The sequence below is a fragment of the Cohnella hongkongensis genome (assembly GCF_042654645.1).
GTDB classification, from domain to species: domain Bacteria; phylum Bacillota; class Bacilli; order Paenibacillales; family Paenibacillaceae; genus Cohnella; species Cohnella hongkongensis.
On sequence record NZ_JBHSEP010000027.1, the window covers coordinates 37369 to 59621 of the forward strand.

Genomic DNA, 22253 nt, shown 5'->3' on the forward strand with positions numbered 1-22253 from the left:
GCTAAGATTTCGGATCCTAAAGTTATTCGACGCCGACTTCGGAACCTTCGAGATTCAGATTCAGCTTATCTCCAGCGGAATCGTCGTCGTCGTCGATTTCCTTCATTTCGATCTCCTGTTCGTCCCCGGACAGAATCTTGACATCCATGCCCAAGCTCTGGAGCTCCTTGATCAATACTTTGAACGATTCGGGAACGCCCGGCTCCGGAACGTTCTCGCCCTTGACGATCGATTCGTACGTCTTCACGCGGCCGACGACGTCGTCCGACTTGACGGTCAGAATCTCTTGAAGCGTATAGGCCGCGCCGTAAGCCTCGAGCGCCCATACCTCCATCTCCCCGAAGCGCTGGCCGCCGAACTGGGCTTTACCGCCGAGCGGCTGCTGCGTAACGAGCGAGTATGGACCGGTGGAACGGGCGTGAATCTTGTCGTCGACCATGTGCGCCAGCTTGATCATGTACATGACGCCGACGGTAACTTCGCGCTCGAAAAACTCTCCCGTGCGGCCGTCGCGCAGACGCCACTTGCCGTTGCGGGCCATGCCGGCCTCTTCCATCGTGTCGAAGACATCGTGCTCGGTCGCTCCGTCGAATACCGGCGTCGCGGCGTGAATGCCGAGCAGCTTGCAGGCCATGCCGAGGTGAACCTCGAGCACCTGCCCGATATTCATCCGGGAAGGAACCCCGAGCGGATTCAGAACGACCTGTACCGGCGTTCCGTCCGGCAGGAACGGCATATCCTCCTCCGGCAATATCCGGGCGATAACCCCTTTGTTGCCGTGGCGGCCCGCCATCTTGTCGCCCTCGGAAATTTTCCGCTTCTGGGCGATGTAGGCGCGGACCAGCTGGTTGACTCCCGGAGGCAGCTCGTCGCCGTTCTCGCGGGTGAACACCTTCACGTCGACGACGATGCCGTCCGTACCGTGAGGAACGCGCAGCGACGTATCGCGGACTTCGCGGGCCTTCTCGCCGAAGATCGCATGCAGCAGACGCTCTTCCGCCGTCAGCTCCGTTACGCCCTTCGGCGTCACCTTGCCGACGAGAATGTCGCCCGCGCTGATCTCGGCGCCGACGCGGATGATGCCGCGCTCGTCAAGATTGCGAAGCGCGTCTTCCCCGACGTTCGGGATGTCGCGCGTAATTTCTTCCGGCCCGAGCTTCGTATCCCGCGCCTCCGATTCGTACTCCTCGATATGGATCGAGGTATAGACGTCTTCGCGCACAAGCTTCTCGGACAGCAGAATCGCATCCTCGTAGTTGTAGCCTTCCCACGTCATGAAGGCGACGACGACGTTGCGGCCGAGAGCCAGCTCGCCGTTGTCCGTGGAAGGACCGTCAGCCATAATGTCGCCCTTCTTGATCACGTCGCCGCGGCGAACGAGAGGCCGCTGGTTAATGCACGTCCCTTGGTTGGAACGCATAAATTTCTGCAGCTTGTATTTGACGATGTCGCCCTTGACTTCCTTGCCGTCGATCACCTCGACCCGGCGAAGCTGGATTTCATTGGCAGACACTCGTTCGATATATCCGTCATATTTGGATACAATACATACCCCGGAGTCCTTCGCGGACTTGTGCTCCATGCCCGTGCCGACGAAAGGAGCCTCCGGAATGAGCAGCGGAACGGCTTGACGCTGCATGTTCGAACCCATCAGCGCGCGGTTCGAGTCGTCGTTCTCGAGGAACGGAATCATCGCCGTCGCCACGGACACGACCTGCTTCGGCGAGACGTCCATGTAGTCGACCCGATCGCTCGGCATCGTCAAGATATTATCGGTCTGCTTGTTATAGCGGACGATAATATTCTCTTCCGCGAACGTTCCGTCCGGATTCAGCTTCGCGTTCGCCTGCGCAATGATGTAGTTGTCCTCTTCGTCCGCGGTCATGTAGACGATCTCGTCCGTAACCCGGTTCGTGTTCGGATCGACTTTGCGATACGGCGCCTCGATAAAGCCGTATTCGTTAATTCTCGCGAACGACGACAGGGAGTTGATCAGACCGATGTTCGGTCCCTCCGGCGTCTCGATCGGACACATCCGGCCATAGTGGGAGTTATGAACGTCCCGCACCTCGAAGCCCGCGCGTTCCCGCGTCAGACCGCCCGGTCCGAGCGCGGACAGACGGCGCTTGTGGGTCAGCTCGGCCAGCGGGTTCGTCTGGTCCATGAACTGCGACAGCTGCGAGGAGCCGAAAAACTCCTTGATGGCCGCGATAACCGGACGAATGTTAATCAGCGCTTGCGGCGTGATGGCGTTCTGATCCTGGATCGACATCCGTTCTCGAACGACCCGTTCCATCCGGGACAGACCGATGCGGAACTGGTTCTGCAGCAGTTCGCCGACGGAACGCAGACGACGGTTGCCCAGGTGGTCGATGTCGTCGGTATTGCCGATGCCCTGAAGCAGGTTCATGAAATAGTTGATGGACGCGATAATGTCCGCCGGCGTAATGTTCTTCACCGTCTTGTCGATAATGCCGTTGGAGATGATCTTCACGACTTTACCGTCTTCGATCGGCGAGAATACGTTGATCGCCTGCAGCGGAATGTCCTCCGATTCGTAAATGCCGCCGGCGACGCGATAATTTCTGAAGCCGACGTTGCTCTCGAGCATCGGAAGAATCTGATCGAGCAATCTGCGGTCGATCATCTGGCCGGCTTCGGCGATAATCTCGCCCGTCGAAGGATCGACCAGCGTTTCCGCGAGACGTTGGTTAAACAAGCGGTTCTTGATGTGCAGCTTCTTGTTGACCTTGTAGCGGCCGACGTTCGCCAGATCGTAGCGCTTCGGATCGAAGAAGCGGGCGATCAGCAAGCTGCGGGCGTTCTCGAGCGTAGGCGGCTCGCCGGGGCGCAGTCGCTCGTAGATCTCGATGAGCGCCTTCTCGGTCGAGTCGGTGTTGTCCTTCTCGAGCGTGTTGCGAATGAAATCGTCTTGTCCGAGCAGCTCGAGAATCTCCGCATCGGTCCCGAAACCAAGCGCGCGAAGAAGCACCGTAACGGGAATTTTCCGCGTACGATCGATCCGCACGTATATAATATCTTTAGCATCCGTCTCCAGCTCAAGCCAGGCTCCGCGATTCGGAATGATGGTGGCAGTGTAGTTCTTCTTGCCGTTCTTATCCACTTTCGTACTGAAATAGACACTTGGGGAGCGCACCAATTGACTGACGATAACGCGTTCCGCACCGTTGATAATGAAAGTGCCCGTCTCGGTCATGAGCGGAAAATCGCCCATGAACACTTCCTGCTCCTTCACTTCTCCGGTTTCCTTGTTGAGCAACCGGACTTTCACGCGAAGCGGAGCTGCGAAGGTGACATCGCGTTCCTTCGACTCGTCTACCGAATATTTGGGCTCGCCCAGGCTGTAGTCGATGAACTCCAGCACCAGATTGCCCGTGAAATCGGAGATCGGCGAAATGTCCTGAAAAATTTCCCGCAAACCCTCGTCCAAAAATTTCTGGTACGATTGCTGCTGGATTTCGATCAGGTTCGGAACGTCCAACACTTCATTAATGCGGGCGTAGCTGCGCCGCGAACGGCGGCCATACTGAACAAGATGTCCTGCCAACTTAACCTCACCCCTTAAGTCTGCTTCAACACATAAACAAAGAAAAGCCACTTATGCGCCGATAGGCGGCACAATGGCAACTCATCCTGCCCTTACCCCAAAACAAACCCATTATACGCCAATCGGCGCGATTTTATTCCCGGGATAAGGACTGGAGTTTGAGGGCATTTTTGAGTTGAAGACAATTAGCCCATCCTAATACTGACATTTTTTAATAATACCATAGCGAAAATGTCAAGTCAAATTTTTTATTCATTTTTTCGGCGTGCCGCTCGATAGATGCGATATCCCTTATCCTTGGCCGCTTCCGAGACTTCGTCCTCGCCAAAAATTTCTTCCAGCTTGGCTCTAGCCGAAGGGGCTCCCTGCTTGTTCTGGATCACGATCCATAGCTCCCCGTCCGGATTCAGCCGGTCGTAGGCTTCGGAGAGAATGCGGTGAACGACCGCCTTCCCCGCGCGAATGGGCGGATTGGAGAGAATCATGTCGAAGCGCTCGTCCTGAACCGCATCGTACAGATCGCTCTGCGCGAACGAAACGTTGCGGATGCCGTTCGCCTCCGCGTTCAGCTTGGCCAGCTCGACCGCCCTCTCGTTAATATCGATCAGGGTGACATGTCCTTGCGGCGCGAGGCGGGCCGCGACGAGACCGATCGGTCCGTATCCGCAGCCGACATCCAGAACCCGGGCATCCGCCGGAATCGCCATATGTTCGATCAGCACCCGACTGCCGTAGTCCACCCCGTCCCGCGAAAACACGCCCGCATCCGACGTCAGCCTTAAGCGAATGCCTCGCAGCGTCGTATCGATGATGCGCCTGTCGCTCTCCGATCGGGGTTTCGACGAATAATAATGATCGTTCATCCTCTATTCCCTCCGCACACCGGCCGGGACGCCTTCGCGATAGGTTCGTCAAGCGGGACGGCCTTCGATCCAGCATCCCGAGAAAAACCGGACTTTTGGAACGCGTATTTTAAGCATGATCAACTTTGCGCATGAACAAACCCCTCGAAGAAAATCTTCAAGGGGTTCGTAAGGTCCCGCCGCTTATTTTACTTCTACTTTAGCGCCGGCTTCTTCAAGCTTCGCCTTGATCGCGTCGGCTTCCTCTTTAGAAGCTTTCTCTTTCACCGGCTTCGGAGCGTTGTCTACGAGGTCTTTCGCTTCTTTCAAGCCGAGGCCCGTAATTTCGCGAACCGCTTTGATGACGTTGATTTTGGAAGCGCCGGCGTCGGTCAGTACGACGTCGAATTCGCTTTGCTCGGCAGCGGCTTCGCCTGCGCCTGCTCCGCCTGCGACGACAGCGACAGGAGCCGCAGCCGTTACGCCGAATTCTTCTTCGATTGCTTTAACGAGATCGTTCAGTTCGAGAACCGTCATCGATTTGATGGCTTCCAAGATTTGCTCTTTGCTCATTTGTGTATCCTCCATGTATTGAGATCAGATGATCTGCTTTATTTGATATTCGTTCGAATCCAGGTTACGCGCTTGCTTCGTTCTTGTCCGATACCGCTTTGACGGCAAGGGCAAAGTTGCGAACCGGCGCTTGAAGCACGCTAAGCAGCATGGACAGCAAGCCTTCGCGGGACGGAAGATCCGCCAGCGCTTTGACTTGAGCCGCGTCCACGTAACGGCCTTCGACGACGCCGCCCTTAATCTTCAGAGCTTCGTTCTTCTTCGCGAAGTCGCTCAGAACTTTAGCCGGCGCAACCGCGTCGGCGCTGAACGCAACGGCTGTCGGACCGGTCAGAATGCTGTCGAGCTCGCTCAGATCCACGGCTGCCGCCGCACGGCTGACCAAGGAATTTTTCAGAACCTGGAATTCGACGCCGGCTTCGCGCAGCTGCTTGCGAAGCTGCGTCACTTGCGCCACGTTCAGGCCGCGATAGTCGGCGACGACCGTGCTGCTGCTTTCGCGGAGCTTCGCTGCGATCGTATCGACTTCCTGCTGTTTCGCCGCGATGATTTTCGCGTTTGCCATTGTGTGCACCTCCTATGATTGGTTGGATACTCCGTATCGCTTGCCGCTCGTTCCCGGGGCATAAAGAATGCCCCCGCAGACGTTGCGGAGGCATGGCACGATCTCGCTTGCACGCGCGGACGCTCCAACGCCCGGCGTACAAGAAAAGCTCTATTCACACACCTCGGTAGGAAATTAAGCATGGTGACGGTCATAATAGTCGGCGAATGCCGCCCATTGCGCTCGCACCCAGCACCTACGGTCTACGGTATCCATATTCGTTTGTCAACTTCACCAGATTACCACTTAAGGAATCCGGTGTCAAAGACCGTTTGTTCCCATCTTCCTCGCCGGATTAGCGATACGCCGCCGCGTTCACGCGAGCGCCCGGTCCCATCGTCGAAGAAATCGAGATGTTCTTCAGGTAGATTCCTTTGGCGGAAGCTGGCTTAGCGCGGTTCAGCGCGTCGATCAGAGCTTTCAGGTTCTCGTTGAGCTTCTCGGCGTCGAACGAGACTTTGCCGATCGGTGCGTGAATTTGTCCGGCTTTGTCCAGACGGTATTCGATCTTACCGGCTTTAATCTCCTGGATGGCCTTCGCAACGTCGTTCGTTACGGTGCCAGCCTTAGGGTTCGGCATCAAGCCTTTGCCCCCGAGAATACGGCCGAGCTTGCCGACTTCGCCCATCATGTCCGGAGTGGCGACGCAGACGTCGAACTCGAACCATCCTTGCTGGATTTTGTTGATGAGATCGGCATCCCCTACGTAATCCGCTCCTGCGGCTTCAGCTTCTTTCAGCTTGTCGCCTTTCGCGAATACGAGAACGCGCTGCGTTTTGCCGGTGCCGTGAGGCAGGACGACTACGCCGCGCACCGCTTGGTCTTGCTTTCTCGGATCGACGCCGAGACGGACGGCGGCTTCGACGGTTTCGTCGAATTTGGCCGTTGCCGCTTTCTTCACGAGCTCGATCGCTTCCAACGATTCGTAGGTCGCGTCGCGGTCGATCAGCTTGGCGGCTTCTCTGAACTTCTTCCCATGTTTAGCCAAGTTGTTCTCCTCCTCATTGTGGTAGTAACGGTGTGTTCAATCCGCATTCCGCTTCGGAACGACCCGGATTGTTCCTCCCACTTGCGCGTCCGTACGGACGCGTACAACCGCCGAATTCGGCGATTAGTCTTCGATCGCGACGCCCATGCTGCGGGCCGTGCCTTCGACCATACGCATCGCAGCTTCAACGGAAGCCGCGTTCAAGTCCTGCATCTTCTGCTCGGCGATCTCGCGAACTTTCGCGCGCTTGACCGTAGCGACTTTCTTCTTGTTCGGCTCGCCGGAACCTTTTTGGATTCCTGCGGCTACGCGAAGCAGTACCGCTGCCGGAGGAGTTTTCGTCTCGAACGTGAAGGAGCGATCCTCGTATACGGAAATGACGACCGGAATTACCAGGCCGGCTTGATCCGCCGTGCGAGCGTTGAACTCTTTACAGAATTGCATGATGTTAACGCCAGCTTGACCGAGCGCAGGACCGATCGGCGGCGCAGGGTTAGCTTTACCCGCGTTAACTTGCAACTTTACCAGCTTAATCACTTTTTTTGCCATGTTGCACACCTCCCTGACCCATGATGCGGTTTAACGGAACTTGCGTCCCTCCCGCTCTTTCAAGAAACCCAAACTGCAAAGATATTATATCTTCTCCACTTGAGTGAAATCCAACTCAACCGGGGTTTCCCTGCCAAACATGTTGACGTGCACCTTCAGCTTGCTCTTGTCGGCGAGAATCTCTTCCACGGATCCGACAAAATTGGCGAAGGGCCCGACCTTGACGCGGACGTTCTCTTTCAGTTCGAAATCGATGACCGGCTTCGGCTCGTCCATGCCCATGTGACGCAGAATGCCTTCTACTTCGTCAGGCAGAAGAGCGGTCGGCTTCGATCCCGATCCGGTGGAGCCGACAAAGCCGGTAACGCCCGGCGTGTTTCGGACCACGTACCAAGAATCGTCCGTCTGGATCATCTCCACGAGGACGTAGCCCGGATACACTTTGCGCATAACCGTCTTTTTCTTGCCGTCCTTGTTGACGATCTCTTCTTCCATCGGCACGAGAACGCGGAAGATCTTGTCTTGCATACCCATAGATTCCACGCGTTTCTCCAGGTTCGCCTTAACCTTGTTCTCGTACCCGGAATACGTGTGCACTACGTACCATCTTTTCTCCATGGAAAAGCCACCTTTGGTTCCTGCGTCAGATGATCATATCGACGAGGGATGAAATACCGATGTCCAGCACCCAGAAGTAGATCGTCACCAGAACCACGGTCACAATAACGATGATCGTGTAGCTGACGAGCTCTTTCCGGTTGGGCCAGCGGACTTTCTTTAGTTCGTTCCAGCTATCGGCAAAAAACGAAAAAAAGGACCCAAAGTTTTGCTTCATTTTGGCCAGGAAAGTCACTTTCATACCTCCTAGGAGTTAACGCGTCTCGCGATGAGGAGTATGTTCATTGCAAAATTTGCAGAACTTCTTCAACTCGATGCGATCGGCGTGAGTCCGTTTATTCTTGCTCGACGTGTAGTTCCGTTGCTTGCAGCTCGTGCAAGCCAGCGTGATGATCACCCGCATCCCTTCCACCTCCCGGGACCATGACTTCATAAAAATACAACCATTCGGCGGAAACTCCAGCTTGGCGAACCAAGGCCGAGTTCGAAATCGCGATCCGACGGGCGGGCCATCAAGACAACAATTCCTGGTGTTTCGCCGATGATTCTGAGCCAGCGCATAAGAAACCACGTTAAGGTTACTAAAATAATTTATCACAGGGGGAAATCGATGTCAACGAAAACTGTCTGGGCGTAACCGGCACCGGTTCAGTATCATTCTTCCAGTTTTCGTTCCATATTAATCGCGGGTCCCAAAATATTATCATATGTATCGTCCCCCGAACTCTCCGCAGGAAGGTTCAAGGCCGTAAAAAAAGCAGCTTCGGATGGGCTGCTTGTGCGTTCTTGCTTATTGCCTATCGAATTAGTGCTCGCTGCCGATGTCGCGAATCTCCAAGTATCGCTCCAGCTTGCGCTTGACCCTCTGCAGCGCGTTGTCGATGGACTTGACGTGCCGGTCCAGGTCGACCGCGATTTCCTGGTACGAGCGCCCGTCCAGATAAAGCATAAGCACCTTGCGCTCCAGGTCGCTCAATATCTCCGTCATCTTGTCCTCCAGGCCGTAAAACTCCTCCTGGTTGATGATCATCTCCTCCGGATCGCATACCCGGGAGCCGCAGATGACGTCGAGCAGCGTTCGGTCCGAGTCTTCGTCGTAGATGGGCTTATCCAGAGAAACGTAGGAATTGAGAGGGATATGCTTCTGACGGGTAGCCGTCTTGATTGCGGTAATGATCTGCCGCGTGATGCAGAGCTCGGCGAAGGCTTTGAACGAAGCCAGCTTGTCGCCCTTGAAATCTCTGATCGCCTTGTAGAGACCGATCATGCCTTCCTGCACGATATCCTCCCGCTCCGCGCCGATCAGGAAGTAGGATCGCGCCTTGGCGCGAACGAAATTGCGATACTTATGAATGAGGTACTCCAACGCTTCGCTATCTCCCAAGCGAACGAATTCAACGATGTCCTCGTCGGCCCTGAAGTCGTACTCAAGCGTTGCCAGTCTCTCCAAGTCGACGCTCACGAACATCCCTCCGGTCTGCATTGGCGTACTGGAACCTCTTACTCTACCAAACTATTATCAATATACTTGATCTATCGCATAGCGTCAATGGAGTAGAAGCGATTGTCCTCCGACCCGCGGTGGTAAAATTGTAAATAAAAGCCACGCTTCGACAAGACCGCCTCTCCTTCGTCAAGAATCTTTAAGCCCCCTCCTCATCCGTTCCAGTCTCCTTTGCACGTCTTCCGGCAGAACTCCCTCCAACGGATTTTTCTTCAGCTGCCGATCGCTGCGGATGGCCGTCCGGATGTCGGCGCGGCTCTGCCGAACCGCGTGGAGCAGCTCCCGCGCGGAGACGCGGAGCGCTCCGAGGCCGAGGACGACGTGCTGTTCGACGAGATCGGAAGTGGCGACGTAAACGTTGCGCTTGACCGACAGCCACTCTCCGACCAGCCGTTCGGTGCATTCGTCGGCCGTCTCCCGCTCGCGGGTGTAGACGACGCTGAACTTTTTGCGGGGGCGGTACTCCTTGCCGGCTCCGGGCACGCGGAAGGCGTCGAAGACGACGATCACGACCAGTCCCGCGTAGCTCTGGTAATCCGACAGCATGTCCAGCAGCCGGTCCCGGGCGTCCTCCAGCCGCTCTTCCTTCAGCTCGGTCAACTCCGGCCACGAGCCGATGATGTTATACCCGTCGACCAGCAGAACATCCTCCCTCTGGAACGATCTCCTCTCACGCATGGCCGGACGAGGACGCCGGCGAGGACGAAGCTTCTCCCCGCGCCGCCTGCCCGCGCTGGCGAACGACTTCGTACAGCAGCACTCCCGCGGCCACGGACGCGTTCAACGAATTGATCCGGCCGACCATCGGGAGCGACAGGATAAAGTCGCATCTTTCCTTGACGAGGCGGGACAGGCCCTGCCCCTCGTTGCCGATGACGATGGCGAGCGGACCGGTCAGATTCGTGCCGTAGAAGCTCTCCGGGGCGCCCGCGTCGGCGCCGGCGATCCACAGTCCCGCTTCCTTAAGCTTCTCCATCGTCTGCACCAGATTCGCCACCCGGGCCACCGGAACGTATTCGACGGCTCCGGCCGACGTCTTGGCGACGACGGCGGTCAAGCCGGCGCTTCGACGCTTCGGGACGATGACGCCGTGAACGCCGGTGCAGTCGGCCGTCCGCAGGATCGAGCCCAGATTATGCGGGTCCTCGATCTCGTCGAGCAGCACGAGAAGCGGCGCCTCCCCCCGCTCGGCGGCGCGGGCCAGCAGCCCGTCCACGTCGGCGTAGGCGACGGCCGCCGCCTGGGCGACGACGCCTTGGTGCTGCATGTCCGGAACGAGCCGGTCCAGCTTGCTTCTGTCGACCTGCTGAACGACGATGCCGCGCGACTTCGCCTCTTCCAGAATCGGCTGCACGAGAGACCGCTGGGCCTGCGCATAGACGAATATTTTATTGATCGACCGGCCGGCCCTCAGCGCTTCCAGCACGGGGTGCTTGCCGACGACGTACTCCTCTTCGCTCTTCAGGCCCCCCTCCCGGCTCCACGACTCGTCGAAGATCGGCTCGTCGGCCGGAAGCCGGCGCGCCGGCCCGGCGTGTCGCGGCTCCTTGCCCTCGCCGCGCCGGGACGGCTTTCCGCCCGGCCCCCGCCCGCCGCTTCCGGCGTTCGCTTTCCGGCCTTGGGGGGTGCGGCCTCCCGGGGATCTCGGATCATTGTTGCCCATTCGTTCATCTTCCTTTATCGTTTAATGCGCCTGATCGGCGTCAGCGAAGGCCACTTCCATCAGCTGCTCCAGGCGCTCTCGGTTTCCCTTGTAATACAGATAGCCGACGAGACATTCCAGCGCCGTCGCGAGGCGGTAGTCCGCCGGGTCGGCATTGCGGGGAGGCTGACCGGACTTCGTATTGCGTCCCCTCCGGACGATATCCGCCTCCTCTTCCGTCAGCAGGGGCGTCCAGCGCTGCAGCAGCTTCGCCTGCGCGGCCGCGGAGACGTATTTCGTCGCCGCTCGGTGCAGCTCGTGGGGCTTGCGGCTGCTGACTGCGACCAGCCGCTGGCGGATATACACTTCGTACACGGCGTCGCCCGTGTAAGCCAGCACGATCGGGGACAGCAGGCCTACCGGCACGTCCGCCGGGACGAGCGGCGCTATGACGGGAGGGACGGAGAGCGGCTGCGGACGATTCGTCATTTGCGGCGCCAGCGGATTCCTTGAGGCGTGTCTTCCAGCAGAATGCCCCGTTCCGCCAGCAAGTCGCGAATTTCGTCCGCCCGCGCGAAATTGCGGTTCGCCCGCGCGGCCGCACGCTCGGCGATCAGCGCGTCCACCTCTTCGTCCAGCAGCTCTGCGCCGGCTTCGTCGGGCAGCAGTCCGAGAATGCCGTTCATCTCGCCGATCAGCTCCCCGATGAACAGCAGATCGATCTCGCTGACCACCTCGCGCTGCAGATACGCGTTCGCTTCCGAGACGACGCCGAACCAGGCCGTTATCGCGTCCGGCGTGCTGAAATCGTCCTGCATGCGGGCGTGGAAGTCGCCGCGAAGTTTCTCGAGCCGAGTCTTCAATTCCGCATCGGCCGTCAGCGAGAGGCTGCCCTTGGCTACCGTCGACAGCCGGTGCTTCACGTTGTCGCGGCAGTTCGCCAGCCGCTCGACGCTGCTGCTCGCCTGCCGGATCGTCTCGTCGCTGAAGTTCAGCGGACTGCGGTAGTGGGTGGCCAGCATCAGGTAGCGAATCGCGTATCTGCTTGCGCCCTTAAGCATCTGCCGGACGTTAACGCCGTTGCCGAGAGATTTCGACATTTTCTCGTTGTTGATGTTCACGAAGCCGTTGTGCATCCAGTAACGCGCCAGCGGCTTGCCCGTCAGCGACTCCGACTGCGCGATCTCGCATTCGTGGTGGGGAAACTGCAGGTCGTGTCCCCCTCCGTGAATGTCGAGCGTATCCCCCGCGAACTTGCGCACCATCGCCGAGCATTCGATATGCCAGCCCGGCCGACCTTCCCCCCAAGGGCTTGGCCAGCGAATCTCGCCGGGCTTGGCCGCCTTCCACAGAACGAAGTCCTGCGGATTTTCCTTGCGCTCGTCGACCTCGATCCGAATGCCGTACTGCAGCTCGTCGAGATTTTTGTGCGACAGCTTGCCGTATTCGGGGAACGTCGACGTGCGGAAGTAGACGTCTCCCTTGCTTTCGTATGCTTTGCCCTGTTCGACCAGCTCCCGAATGAACTCGACGATCTCGTCGATCGTTTCCGTAACCCGCGGCGACACGGTCGGAGGCTTGGCGCCCAGCGCCTCCCGGTCTTCCTTGAAGGCGGCGATGAACTTCTCCGCCAGCTCGGGCACCGTCATGTTCGTCTCCGCCGCTTTGCGGATCATCTTATCATCTACATCCGTGTAGTTGACGATGTAGTTGACCTCGAAGCCGATCGCTTCCAGATAACGCCTCACGACGTCGAAGAAGATGACCGGTCTGGCGTTGCCGATATGGATGTAGTCGTACACCGTCGGCCCGCAGACATACATATTCACTTTTCCCGGCTCTCGCGGAACGAAAGGCTCCAGCTCCCGGGTCATGCTATTGTACAGGTTCAGATTCACTTGCTCTAGCTCCTTTTCTTCTCTGATTCCGGCAAGCTGACCAGCTCGCGCTCGGGAGAATCACCGGCTCCGAGCGGCGGGACGCCGGGCGCGCCGCCCGGACGAGTCCGTCCGCCGTCCCTGCCGCCCGGGCCCGCTTCCGGCCGGCCTTCCTTCTTGAGCCATTCCACCTCGGCCTTAAGCTCGTTGATTTCCTTCTGCATGTGCCGGAACGTCTCGATCAGCGGATCGGGCAGATTCGTATGGTCCAGCCGATCTCCGATCTTCTTGCCGTTGCGCTTGACGACGCGTCCCGGAATGCCGACGACGGTGCTGTTCGGCGGCACCTCCCGAAGCACGACGGAGTTGGCTCCGATATTCGTATGATCCCCGACCGTGAACGATCCGAGCACTTTCGCACCGGAGGCGATGACGACGCGATTGCCGATCGTCGGATGGCGCTTGCCCTTCTCCTTCCCGGTGCCTCCAAGCGTAACGCCCTGGTAGATGACGACCTCTTCCCCGATCTCGCACGTCTCGCCGATGACGACGCCCATTCCGTGGTCGATAAACAGCTTGCGGCCGAGCTTCGCCCCGGGGTGGATCTCGATCCCGGTGAAAAATCGGCTGATCTGGGAGATGATCCGGGCGATCGTATATAATCTGCGGCGGTAAAAAAACCGGGCGACGCGATGAGCCCAGATCGCATGCAGGCCCGCATACGTAAAGACGACTTCAAACCAGCTGCGGGCGGCAGGGTCGTTCTCGAATACCGCCTCGATGTCCGACTTGACCGTACGCCATATCCCCATGTCTCATCCCCTGCTTTCTATATAAAAAAAGCCTCTGCAGCGTAATCGCTGCAGAGACGTCGCGACGCGGTCCCACTCTGCTTAAGCAAGCGGCCCTGACGGCGTGCCTGCTCCTCTACGGATCGGTAACGGGAATCCCTCCGGCACCGCTTAACGGCCCCGGCGATCTTCGCATCCCGTCGGTTGTCCGCTCGGCGGCGCAGCTCCCAGGCGCACTTCGGTTTTGCGCGAACGAGGCGGCTCCCAGCCATGGCCGCCCTCTCTGGGCATTCTGCAGCAAAACTTACTTTCCTGTTCGTCGCACTTTCGATATAGCTCAAGTATATCCGAACCCCGCAGCCGTGACAAGACGCGAGGCTTATCCGGGCCGGAGTCGCCGTCGGCTCCGTCTGCGGCCGCTGCCGGAGAACCGTTGGAGAGCTTCCGAACGGTCCCGCAGATCGTTAACATTGGCCCGCGAACGCTCCGAAAACCGCCGGAAGCCAACCGGATTCGCCTGTTCGCCTAAAGCCGCTCCGCCAGGCGCTTCAGCACGGTGTCCCGACCGAGCAGCCAGATCGTACCGTTAAGGTCCGGCCCGTGCGTCTGTCCGGTCAAGGCGACGCGGATCGGCATGAACAAGCCTTTGCCCTTGACTCCGGTTGCGGTCTGCACCGCCTTGATCAAAGCTTTCATATTGTCGATGGTAAAGCCTGCTTCGCCCGCGTCCTCGATTTGACGGCGGAACGCCTGCAGTACGGCGGGAACGGTCTCCTCCGCAAGTACCGCGCTCGCCTCGTCGTCGAAGGAAAGCTTCTCTTGAAAAAACAGATCCGACAACGGGACGATCTCCGCCCCGAAGCGCAGATGGTCGCGGAACAGCGCCACCAGCGCGGAAGCCCACTCCAGCTCCCGCTCGTTCGGCGCCTCCGGCAGCCGTCCGGCCGCCTTCAGATGCGGAAGGCACAGCTCAAGCACGCGCTCCGGCTCCGCCTGCTTCAGGTAATGCTGGTTGAGCCAGCTCAGCTTCGCCGTATCGAACACCGCCGGACTCTTCGACAGACGGTTGGCGCTGAAAATCTCGATCAGCTGCTCCCTGCCGAAAATCTCCTCTTCTCCTTCGGGCGACCAGCCGAGCAGCGTAATGAAGTTGAACAGCGCCTCGGGCAAATAGCCCAGCTCTTCGTACTGCTGGATAAACTGCACGATGGATTCGTCGCGCTTGGACAGCTTTTTGCGCTGGTCGTTCACGATCAGCGTCATGTGCCCGAATTCGGGAGGCGTCCAGCCGAACGCTTCGTACACCATCAACTGGCGAGGCGTATTCGTGATGTGGTCCTCCCCGCGCAGCACGTGCGAGATGGCCATCAGATGATCGTCGACCGCAACCGCGTAGTTGTAAGTCGGAATGCCGTCCTTCTTGACGATGACGAAGTCGCCGAAATCCTCGGACTGGAACGAAATCTCGCCTTTGACGAGATCCTGGAACGTATACGTCCGATCGGCCGGCACCGTAAAACGAATGCTCGCCGCGCGGCCTTCCGCCGCCAGCCTCTCTCTGTCCTCCGCGCTCAGGCCGCGGCACTTCCCCGAATATCTCGGAGTCTCGCCGCGCGCCGACTGCTCCTCGCGCTCCCGCTCCAGCTCCTCCTCCGTACAGTAGCACGGGTACGCCAGCCCGCGCTCCAGAAGCTGCTGCGTATGGACGCGATAGATGTCGAGACGTTCGGTCTGGCGGTACGGCCCGTATTCCCCGGGTCGGTCGATGCTCTCGTCCCAATCGACGCCGAGCCATTTCAAGTATTTAAGCTGGCTCTCTTCGCCTCCCGCGACGTTGCGCTTCACGTCCGTATCCTCGATCCGGATAATGAACTCTCCTCCGTGATGGCGAGCGAATAAGTAATTGAAAATAGCGGTTCTCGCATTGCCGATATGAAGATGCCCCGTCGGGCTCGGCGCGTAGCGCACGCGGACTTTAGTGGACATGATCCGTTCCTCCTTGAATATTCGTGGATATATCGCTATATATCGCGTTGTGCGCGAATGTCTTCCTTCGCTCCGGCCGGCTTTGGACGCCCGGATCCAGGGCACTTCCTTGGCCCTCGACCGACTCGCTTATCCGGCCGATTCCTTCACCAGCAGCACGACCGCTTGCGAAGCGATGCCCTCGCCGCGGCCCGGGAAGCCGAGCCGTTCGGTCGTCGTCGCTTTGACGTTGATCTGCGACTCCTCGCACTCGAGCGCGCGCGCAATGACCGCGACCATCGCCGGAATGTACGGCGCCATCTTCGGCGCCTGGGCGATAATCGTCGCGTCGGCGTTGCCGAGCTTGTATCCCCGTTCCTTCGCCAGTCCCCAGACGTGTTCGAGCAGCTTGACGCTGTCGGCGTCCTTGAAGGCCGGGTCCGTATCGGGAAAATGCTTCCCGATGTCGCCCAGGCCCAGCGCTCCGAGAATCGCGTCGCTGATCGTATGTAGCAGGACATCCGCGTCGGAATGGCCCAGAAGCCCCTTCTCGTACGGAAGAGTCACGCCCCCGATGATGCATGGACGGCCTTCCACCAGTTGATGCACGTCGAACCCTTGGCCCACTCTTATCATGTTCAAGCTCCTCCCCTCGTTCACCAAGCGCCGTTTCCCCCGCCTCTTCGACCTCCGGCGGGCAGCCGCCTTAACGCTTGAGGCGCGCCAGCAGCAGCTCCGCGATCGGAAGATCCTCCGGCGTCGTGATTTTCAAGTTGGCGTAGTCCCCCCGGACGATGGCGACCTTCCGTCCCAGCCGCTCGACGAGCATCGCGTCGTCCGTGGCGGCGGCGCCGTCCTCCTTCGCCTGCCGGTGCGCCTCCAGCAGCTCCGCGCGCCGGAACGCCTGCGGCGTCTGAACGCTCCACAGCGCGCTGCGCTCCGGCGTCGATACGATAAAGCCCTGCCCGTCGGACACTTTGATCGTGTCTTTGACGGGCACTGCCAGCGCCGACGCTCCATGCTCCTCGGCCGCGGCGCAGCAGGCCGCGATCTGCTCCGGAGTGACGAGCGGACGGGCCGCATCGTGTACGAGCGCGCCTTCCGTGCGCAGAGCGGCCAGTCCGGCGTATACGCTGGTCTGGCGTTCGGCTCCGCCGACGACGACGTCGGCGACCTTGCCGTAGCGGCCTGCGGCCGCGATCCCCGATGCCCGCTCCGCCTCGCCCTCGCCGACGACCAGCACGACGGAAGAGACGGCGGCGCATCGCTCGAACGCGCCGAGCGAGTATTCGAGCAGCGGCCTGCCGGCCAGCTCCAGATAGACTTTGTTCTCCGCGACGCCCATGCGGGTTCCCCGACCCGCCGCGACGATCACGGCCCCCCAATCCCAAGCCATTCGCACGATCTCCTCACGCATTATCCCAGAATAACAAACGAAAGACGGGACACTGGAGCGCGTCCCGCCCGTAATTCTATTATCATACCGCTTCAGAGCGCTTTTTCCAATAGCTTCGGCTTCGCGAAGATCATTCGACCCGCCGAAGTCTGAAGCACGCTCGTCACGAGCACCTCCATCGTCGTTCCGATGAAGTCCCTGCCGCCCTCCACGACGATCATCGTGCCGTCGTCCAGATAAGCGACCCCTTGACCGTGCTCCTTGCCGTCCTTGATCACCTGCACGATAATTTCCTCTCCGGGAAGCACGACGGGTTTAACCGCATTGGCCAAGTCGTTAATGTTCAGGACGGAGACGCCCTGCAGCTCGCACACCTTGTTCAGATTGAAATCGTTCGTCACGACCTTGCCCTGCATCGCCTTGGCCAGCTTGACGAGCTTACTGTCCACCTCGCCCGGCTCTTCGTTCGCATCCTCGTAGATGAGCACCTTGACGTCGAGCTCCTTCTGAATTTTATTCAGAATGTCCAGCCCTCTGCGCCCTCTGTTCCGCTTAAGCAGATCGGAGGAATCGGCGATATGCTGGAGCTCCTCGAGCACGAACTCCGGAATGACGAGCGTGCCTTCGATGAACCCGGTTTTGCAAATATCGGCGATTCGTCCGTCGATAATGACGCTCGTGTCCAAAATTTTATGCTCCTCGTAACGGGGCCCCGCCTTCTCGGGAGGTTCGACCTTTCTTCGCTCCATCAGCAGCAGACCCAGCTCGTCCTTTTTCCGCAGGCCGACGATCAGCCCCGCGTACCCGAGCGCGAGCGCGGTTCCGGCCGCCACAACGCGCCCTACATACGGAATATCCGTGAGATAAGGATACAGGAAGGAAGAAAGTGCAAGCCCGAATGTCAACCCGATCAAGCCGGTCAGCAGCTCCGCCATCGGATAGCCGGACAGCCGGTCGACCGCGAGGTTCAAGGCGCGCGTCAGCGGCGCGGACATGGAGGTGGCCAGCAGAAAGCCGGCGAATGCGCCGACGGCCAGGCTCAGCATGCTGCCCGACCCCGTCGCCGTCCCGAGCAGAGCTCCCGCCCATGGCGACTCGGAAGCCAGCTGCGAGGCCGACATTTGCTGCCCCAGCAGAGCCCCGATCAACAGACCGAACGTCTGGATCACTCTTTTCATCATCATGGAAAATCACATCCTTTCTTGTCACCGTCTAAAAACCCCGTTACTAGTATGTTCCAATTTTCCGGTCGCTAATCTTCCTCCCGGGCTCATCTTAAAGTTTCTTTAGAAAAAACGACTTTCTTTGAATTCTCGCCGGCCTTGCTCTATAATGTAGAAGAAAAAGTAAATAAAAGGTAACCGAGGTGGAACGGATGAGCGCGCCTACGCTTCAGGAATTTCAAAGTCAGGTGTCGGAACTGTTGCTCCGCCATCGCAGTCTGCTCGACGTCGTTACGAAGTTCAGTCAGTCCAATGCTTCCGTTAACCGGGCCGTATCCAAGTCGATTACGGAGTGCGGCTGCATCGCCCTGAACGCCCGGAACCAGGGGTTTTCCGAAGAGATGCCGCTCGATCAGGCTCATCGCCAGTCGAAATCCCATATGGAAGGCGAGCTTTGCGAGCAATGCCGTGAAATCATTCGCAGCGAAATGGGCAAAAATCTATTCTACATGTCGGCCATGTGCAATCTGCTGGATATTCGCCTCGACGACGTCGTCGCGAGAGAATCGGAGAAATGCTCGACGCTCGGCTGGTTCAACCTCACCTGAGGCTGCGTCCCGCCGATCGACAATGAAAAAGCAGCCCCCTGTTTCGGGAGGCTGCTTTCTATCGTCCGGCCGCGGCTCGCGGCTATACAATAAAGCGCCGGAAGCTCCTCTGCGGAGCCTGCCGGCGCCTGGCGTCTTCGTTATGCGCTGTGCTTGGACCGCTCCTCGTCCTCGGCTCTGCGGGCGGCCTTTCTTCGGGAAGGGAGCAGGCTTTCAACGTTTTTTTTTAGTCCCCACAAGGCGTAGAGAAGCAGCAAAGCGAGAATGACTTTCGGAATCGCGTGCTGGAACATGTAGGCCAGAATGACGGCCCCGGTCACGACGACGGGAATCGCCCACATCGTCTTTCTCGGCAGCCCCAGCTTCTTGAAATTCGGATATTTCATATTACTGACCATCAGGAACGACAAGGCCAGCGTGCTCAGCAGCAGCAAGGAATAGTGCAGCTCGGTATGGAACAAGGCCAGCGTAGCCAGCACGCCTCCCGCAGCCGGAATCGGAAGTCCGATGAAGTAGCCGGGGATGCCGTCTTTGACGTTGAACCTAGCAAGTCTCAGCGCCCCGCAGATGGGGAAAATCGCCGTAACGATCCATGCCAGCGCGGGACTGACCCCCTGGAACGCCGCCTGATACATAATGAAAGCCGGAGCTACCCCGAAGGAGATCACGTCCGACAATGAATCCAGTTCCTTGCCGAATTCGCTCTGCGCGTTCAGGGCGCGCGCCACTCTTCCGTCCAATCCGTCGAGTAGCATCGCGATAATGACCAGCAGCGCAGCCGTATTCGAACTGTTCGGTTCGTTATGGAATGCCAGGATGATGGCGATTACGCCCAAGCCCAGGTTACCTATGGTAAATAAATTCGGTATCGACTTCGTAATCATGTTTGCCACCTCGACTTTACTATACCCTATTGACCCGTTCGTTAAGCGTTTGGCCTCTATCGTCCGACACTCCGAAGAAGGAATTATCTGGAAACCAATGCCGTTAAGGCCATACCAATTGTAGACCCCTTATATCTGCCTGTCAATAAACACCTGGTCCTGAATGCGTTTTAATCCTTCTTTGATCGCTCTTGCCCGGACCTCCCCGATCCCGTCGACCTCGTCCAGTTCGTCGATGGACGCCGTCACGATGCGAGGAAGCGCTTCGAACCGCTCGACCAGATTGTGGATGATGATGGCGGGCAGGCGCGGAATTTTGCTGAGGATGCGATATCCCCGCGGAAGCAGCCCCTCCTCCACGACGGAGTTCAGCGACGGATAACCGAGTATCCGGATGATCGCGGCCGGGTCCAGCAGCTCTTCGGACGACAGCTTGCGAATCGCCGCCTGGATCTCCTTGACCTTGCCTTCGCCTTCCTCCTTGACGTAATCCTGCAGCAGCAGACGGGTCTCCTCCTCGGCGCTGCCGACGAGATCCTCCTTCTGCATGCTGATCAGCCGTCCTTCGTTGCCGAGCTCCAGAATGTAGCGGTTAATCTCGTTGTTGATTCTCAGCACCAATTCCGCCCGCTGAATGACGTGGGCCACCTCGTGCATCGTCACCATCTCTTCGAACTCCAGCGCGGACAGGTTGGTGAGCGCCTGGGTGAACACGACCCGGTACCTTTCAAGCGTCTGAATCGCTTGATTCGCCTTCGTCAGAATGACGCCCATCTCCTTTAATGCGTAACGGAGCTGCCCCTGGTACAGCGTAATGACGTTGCGCCGCTGGGAGATGGAGACGACAAGCTTGCCCGTCTGTCTCGCGACCCGCTCCGCCGTCCGATGACGGATGCCGGTCTCCGACGAAGGAATGGCCGGATCGGGAATAAGCTGCGTATTCGCGTAGAGAATTCGTTTGACGTCTTCGTTCAGGATAATCGCGCCGTCCATCTTGGCCAGCTCATACAAATAGTTGGGGCTGAAATCGCAGTTGATCGAGAAGCCCCCGTCCACGACCTCCATCACTTCCGGGCTGTAGCCGACGACGATCAGAGCGCCCGTCTTCGCCCGCAGCACGTTCTCCAGCCCGTCGCGAAAAGCGGTTCCCGGGGCGACCATCTGAAGGAGCTGGTTCATCGTTTTCTCCAGCGGTTGGCGCTCTTTCTCTTTGACGTCTTTTTCTTTGGGTTCCTTCATAACGTCATATTCCCCCTATTCCAATGCGGCCTTCAACGCTTCGGCGACCGTCGTTACGCCGATCAGCTCGATGTTGCGGGGAGGCTGCCAGCCCTTCATGCTCATCTCCGGCAAGATCACCCTCTTGAACCCCAGCTTGTGAGCTTCCTTGACTCTCTGCTCGGCGCGCGAAACCGCCCGCACCTCCCCCGTCAGCCCGACTTCTCCGAAGATGGCGTCGTACGGCTTGGTCGGCGCGTCCTTGAAGCTGGAAGCCAGACTGACCGCGGCGGCCAGATCGGTCGCCGGTTCGTCCAGCTTGACGCCGCCGGCGGCGTTCAGATAGGCGTCCTGATTTTGCAGAAACAGCCCCATCCGCTTCTCCAGCACGGCGATGACGAGCGACATCCGGTGATGATCAAACCCGGAAGCCATCCGCCGCGGCGAAGGAAAATGGGTCGGAGAGACGAGCGCCTGCAATTCCACGAGCACGGGACGAGTCCCTTCCATGCTTGCCACGACCGTAGAGCCGGCGACGCCGAGCGGTCTCTCGGAGAGAAACAGTTCCGACGGGTTGGCCACTTCCCTTAGCCCGCCTTCCGTCATATCGAAAATGCCGATCTCGTTCGTCGAGCCGAAGCGGTTTTTCACCGCCCGCAGAATCCGGTACGTATGGTGACGCTCGCCTTCGAAGTACAGCACGCAATCGACCATATGCTCCAGCAGGCGCGGACCGGCGATCGCGCCCTCCTTCGTCACATGGCCGACGAGCACCGTCGCCACGCCGTTCACCTTGGATATTCTCATAAAATGGGCGGTGCATTCCCGGACCTGGGCCACGCTTCCGGGAGCGGAGGCGACCTCCGGCCGGTAGACCGTCTGAATCGAATCGATCACGAGAAAATCGGGCTGTACTTCGGTAATCGCCTCTTCGATCGTTTCCAGATTCGTCTCGCAGAGAACGTACAATCTGTCGTTCAGCGCGCCCAGCCGGTCGGCCCGAAGCTTCGTCTGGCGGACGGATTCCTCTCCGGAGACGTACAGCACCTTAAGTCCCTGCGCCGACAGCGAGTGCGAGGTTTGCAGCAGCAGCGTCGACTTGCCGATTCCGGGATCCCCGCCGACCAGCAGCAGCGATCCGGGAACGAGCCCCCCTCCAAGCACCCGATTGAGCTCGGACATGCCCGTCTCGACTCGGGGTTCTCTCCCGCTTTCTATATCTATGATCGCACGCGCCTTTTCTTTCGTCCGGATCAGCTCGCTTCGTCCGACCGGCGCCTTGACTTCCTTCTCGGTCTCCTCCGCCATCGTGTTCCACTCGTGGCACCCGGGGCATTTTCCCATCCATTTTGGAGATTCGGTCCCGCATTGGGTGCACACGAATTTGATTTTGACCTTGGCCATGACAGATGAAGGCTCCTTTAACTGACAAATCGTCCTTACTCAAAAATTTTACCACTTTC

23 protein-coding genes and 1 other annotated feature are annotated in these 22253 nt (G+C 58.8%); of the genes, 1 reads left to right on the forward strand and 22 read right to left on the reverse strand.

The window, feature by feature from the left end:
- Positions 1-22: 22 nt before the first annotated feature.
- The 19 genes from rpoB to ACFO3S_RS25200 form a co-directional block, all read right to left on the reverse strand.
- Positions 23-3568: a DNA-directed RNA polymerase subunit beta gene (gene rpoB / locus ACFO3S_RS25110; RefSeq protein ID WP_378101709.1), complete on the reverse strand. Its 3546-nt coding sequence runs from the start codon at positions 3566-3568 to the stop codon at positions 23-25.
- Positions 3569-3816: 248 nt separating this feature from the next.
- The gene (locus ACFO3S_RS25115) at positions 3817-4431 is read right to left on the reverse strand and encodes a class I SAM-dependent methyltransferase (protein WP_378101711.1); all 615 of its coding nucleotides are present in this window, start codon (positions 4429-4431) and stop codon (positions 3817-3819) included.
- Between the two features lie 183 nt (positions 4432-4614).
- A complete protein-coding gene (gene rplL / locus ACFO3S_RS25120) occupies positions 4615-4983 on the reverse strand; it encodes a 50S ribosomal protein L7/L12 (protein WP_378101713.1) in 369 nt (122 codons plus the stop codon).
- Between the two features lie 64 nt (positions 4984-5047).
- Positions 5048-5548, reverse strand: a complete 501-nt coding sequence (gene rplJ, locus ACFO3S_RS25125) for a 50S ribosomal protein L10 (protein WP_378101715.1) — start codon at positions 5546-5548, stop codon at positions 5048-5050.
- 54 nt (positions 5549-5602) lie between these two features.
- Positions 5603-5814: a sequence feature (ribosomal protein L10 leader region), on the reverse strand.
- Between the two features lie 68 nt (positions 5815-5882).
- Entirely contained in the window at positions 5883-6575 is a 693-nt protein-coding gene (rplA, locus tag ACFO3S_RS25130) for a 50S ribosomal protein L1 (RefSeq protein ID WP_378101717.1), read from the reverse strand.
- Positions 6576-6698: 123 nt separating this feature from the next.
- Complete coding sequence (gene rplK / locus ACFO3S_RS25135; RefSeq protein ID WP_116065543.1) at positions 6699-7124, reverse strand: 50S ribosomal protein L11; 426 nt, start codon at positions 7122-7124, stop codon at positions 6699-6701.
- Between the two features lie 84 nt (positions 7125-7208).
- The gene (gene nusG, locus ACFO3S_RS25140) at positions 7209-7742 is read right to left on the reverse strand and encodes a transcription termination/antitermination protein NusG (protein ID WP_094050644.1); all 534 of its coding nucleotides are present in this window, start codon (positions 7740-7742) and stop codon (positions 7209-7211) included.
- Between the two features lie 25 nt (positions 7743-7767).
- A complete protein-coding gene (gene secE, locus ACFO3S_RS25145; protein ID WP_094050676.1) occupies positions 7768-7977 on the reverse strand; it encodes a preprotein translocase subunit SecE in 210 nt (69 codons plus the stop codon).
- Positions 7978-7995: 18 nt separating this feature from the next.
- Positions 7996-8145, reverse strand: a complete 150-nt coding sequence (rpmG, locus tag ACFO3S_RS25150; RefSeq protein ID WP_094050645.1) for a 50S ribosomal protein L33 — start codon at positions 8143-8145, stop codon at positions 7996-7998.
- A gap of 402 nt (positions 8146-8547) precedes the next feature.
- Entirely contained in the window at positions 8548-9204 is a 657-nt protein-coding gene (sigH, locus tag ACFO3S_RS25155) for an RNA polymerase sporulation sigma factor SigH (protein ID WP_378101720.1), read from the reverse strand.
- Positions 9205-9375: 171 nt separating this feature from the next.
- A complete protein-coding gene (locus ACFO3S_RS25160) occupies positions 9376-9924 on the reverse strand; it encodes an NYN domain-containing protein (RefSeq protein WP_378101723.1) in 549 nt (182 codons plus the stop codon).
- Entirely contained in the window at positions 9917-10711 is a 795-nt protein-coding gene (rlmB, locus tag ACFO3S_RS25165; RefSeq protein WP_378101814.1) for a 23S rRNA (guanosine(2251)-2'-O)-methyltransferase RlmB, read from the reverse strand. The genes ACFO3S_RS25160 and rlmB overlap by 8 nt, the downstream gene beginning before the upstream one ends.
- 219 nt (positions 10712-10930) lie before the next feature.
- Positions 10931-11377 (reverse strand): Mini-ribonuclease 3, encoded by a 447-nt coding sequence (locus ACFO3S_RS25170; RefSeq protein ID WP_378101725.1) that lies wholly within the window; start codon positions 11375-11377, stop codon positions 10931-10933.
- On the reverse strand, positions 11374-12786 hold the full coding sequence (gene cysS, locus ACFO3S_RS25175; RefSeq protein WP_378101727.1) for a cysteine--tRNA ligase: 1413 nt from the start codon (positions 12784-12786) through the stop codon (positions 11374-11376). The genes ACFO3S_RS25170 and cysS overlap by 4 nt, the downstream gene beginning before the upstream one ends.
- Positions 12787-12791: 5 nt before the next feature.
- Positions 12792-13577, reverse strand: coding sequence for a serine O-acetyltransferase (cysE, locus tag ACFO3S_RS25180; RefSeq protein ID WP_378101730.1), 786 nt, complete (start codon positions 13575-13577; stop codon positions 12792-12794).
- Between the two features lie 504 nt (positions 13578-14081).
- Entirely contained in the window at positions 14082-15542 is a 1461-nt protein-coding gene (gltX, locus tag ACFO3S_RS25185) for a glutamate--tRNA ligase (RefSeq protein WP_378101732.1), read from the reverse strand.
- Positions 15543-15671: 129 nt separating this feature from the next.
- A complete protein-coding gene (gene ispF, locus ACFO3S_RS25190) occupies positions 15672-16157 on the reverse strand; it encodes a 2-C-methyl-D-erythritol 2,4-cyclodiphosphate synthase (RefSeq protein WP_378101735.1) in 486 nt (161 codons plus the stop codon).
- Positions 16158-16227: 70 nt separating this feature from the next.
- Positions 16228-16917: a 2-C-methyl-D-erythritol 4-phosphate cytidylyltransferase gene (gene ispD, locus ACFO3S_RS25195; RefSeq protein WP_378101738.1), complete on the reverse strand. Its 690-nt coding sequence runs from the start codon at positions 16915-16917 to the stop codon at positions 16228-16230.
- A 92-nt stretch (positions 16918-17009) separates the two neighbouring features.
- A complete protein-coding gene (locus tag ACFO3S_RS25200) occupies positions 17010-18098 on the reverse strand; it encodes a PIN/TRAM domain-containing protein (protein ID WP_378101817.1) in 1089 nt (362 codons plus the stop codon).
- Between the two features lie 194 nt (positions 18099-18292).
- Between ACFO3S_RS25200 and ACFO3S_RS25205 the strand changes: the two genes are divergently transcribed.
- Positions 18293-18688: a nucleoside triphosphate pyrophosphohydrolase family protein gene (locus ACFO3S_RS25205; protein ID WP_378101741.1), complete on the forward strand. Its 396-nt coding sequence runs from the start codon at positions 18293-18295 to the stop codon at positions 18686-18688.
- Between the two features lie 140 nt (positions 18689-18828).
- On the opposite strand, the gene pssA is transcribed toward ACFO3S_RS25205, so the two are convergent.
- The 3 genes from pssA to radA all read right to left on the reverse strand — a co-directional run bounded on the left by pssA (position 18829) and on the right by radA (position 22194).
- Positions 18829-19572, reverse strand: coding sequence for a CDP-diacylglycerol--serine O-phosphatidyltransferase (pssA, locus tag ACFO3S_RS25210; RefSeq protein WP_378101744.1), 744 nt, complete (start codon positions 19570-19572; stop codon positions 18829-18831).
- A 129-nt stretch (positions 19573-19701) separates the two neighbouring features.
- Entirely contained in the window at positions 19702-20811 is a 1110-nt protein-coding gene (gene disA, locus ACFO3S_RS25215) for a DNA integrity scanning diadenylate cyclase DisA (RefSeq protein ID WP_378101746.1), read from the reverse strand.
- 15 nt (positions 20812-20826) lie between these two features.
- Complete coding sequence (gene radA / locus ACFO3S_RS25220; protein ID WP_378101749.1) at positions 20827-22194, reverse strand: DNA repair protein RadA; 1368 nt, start codon at positions 22192-22194, stop codon at positions 20827-20829.
- Positions 22195-22253 lie beyond the last annotated feature (59 nt).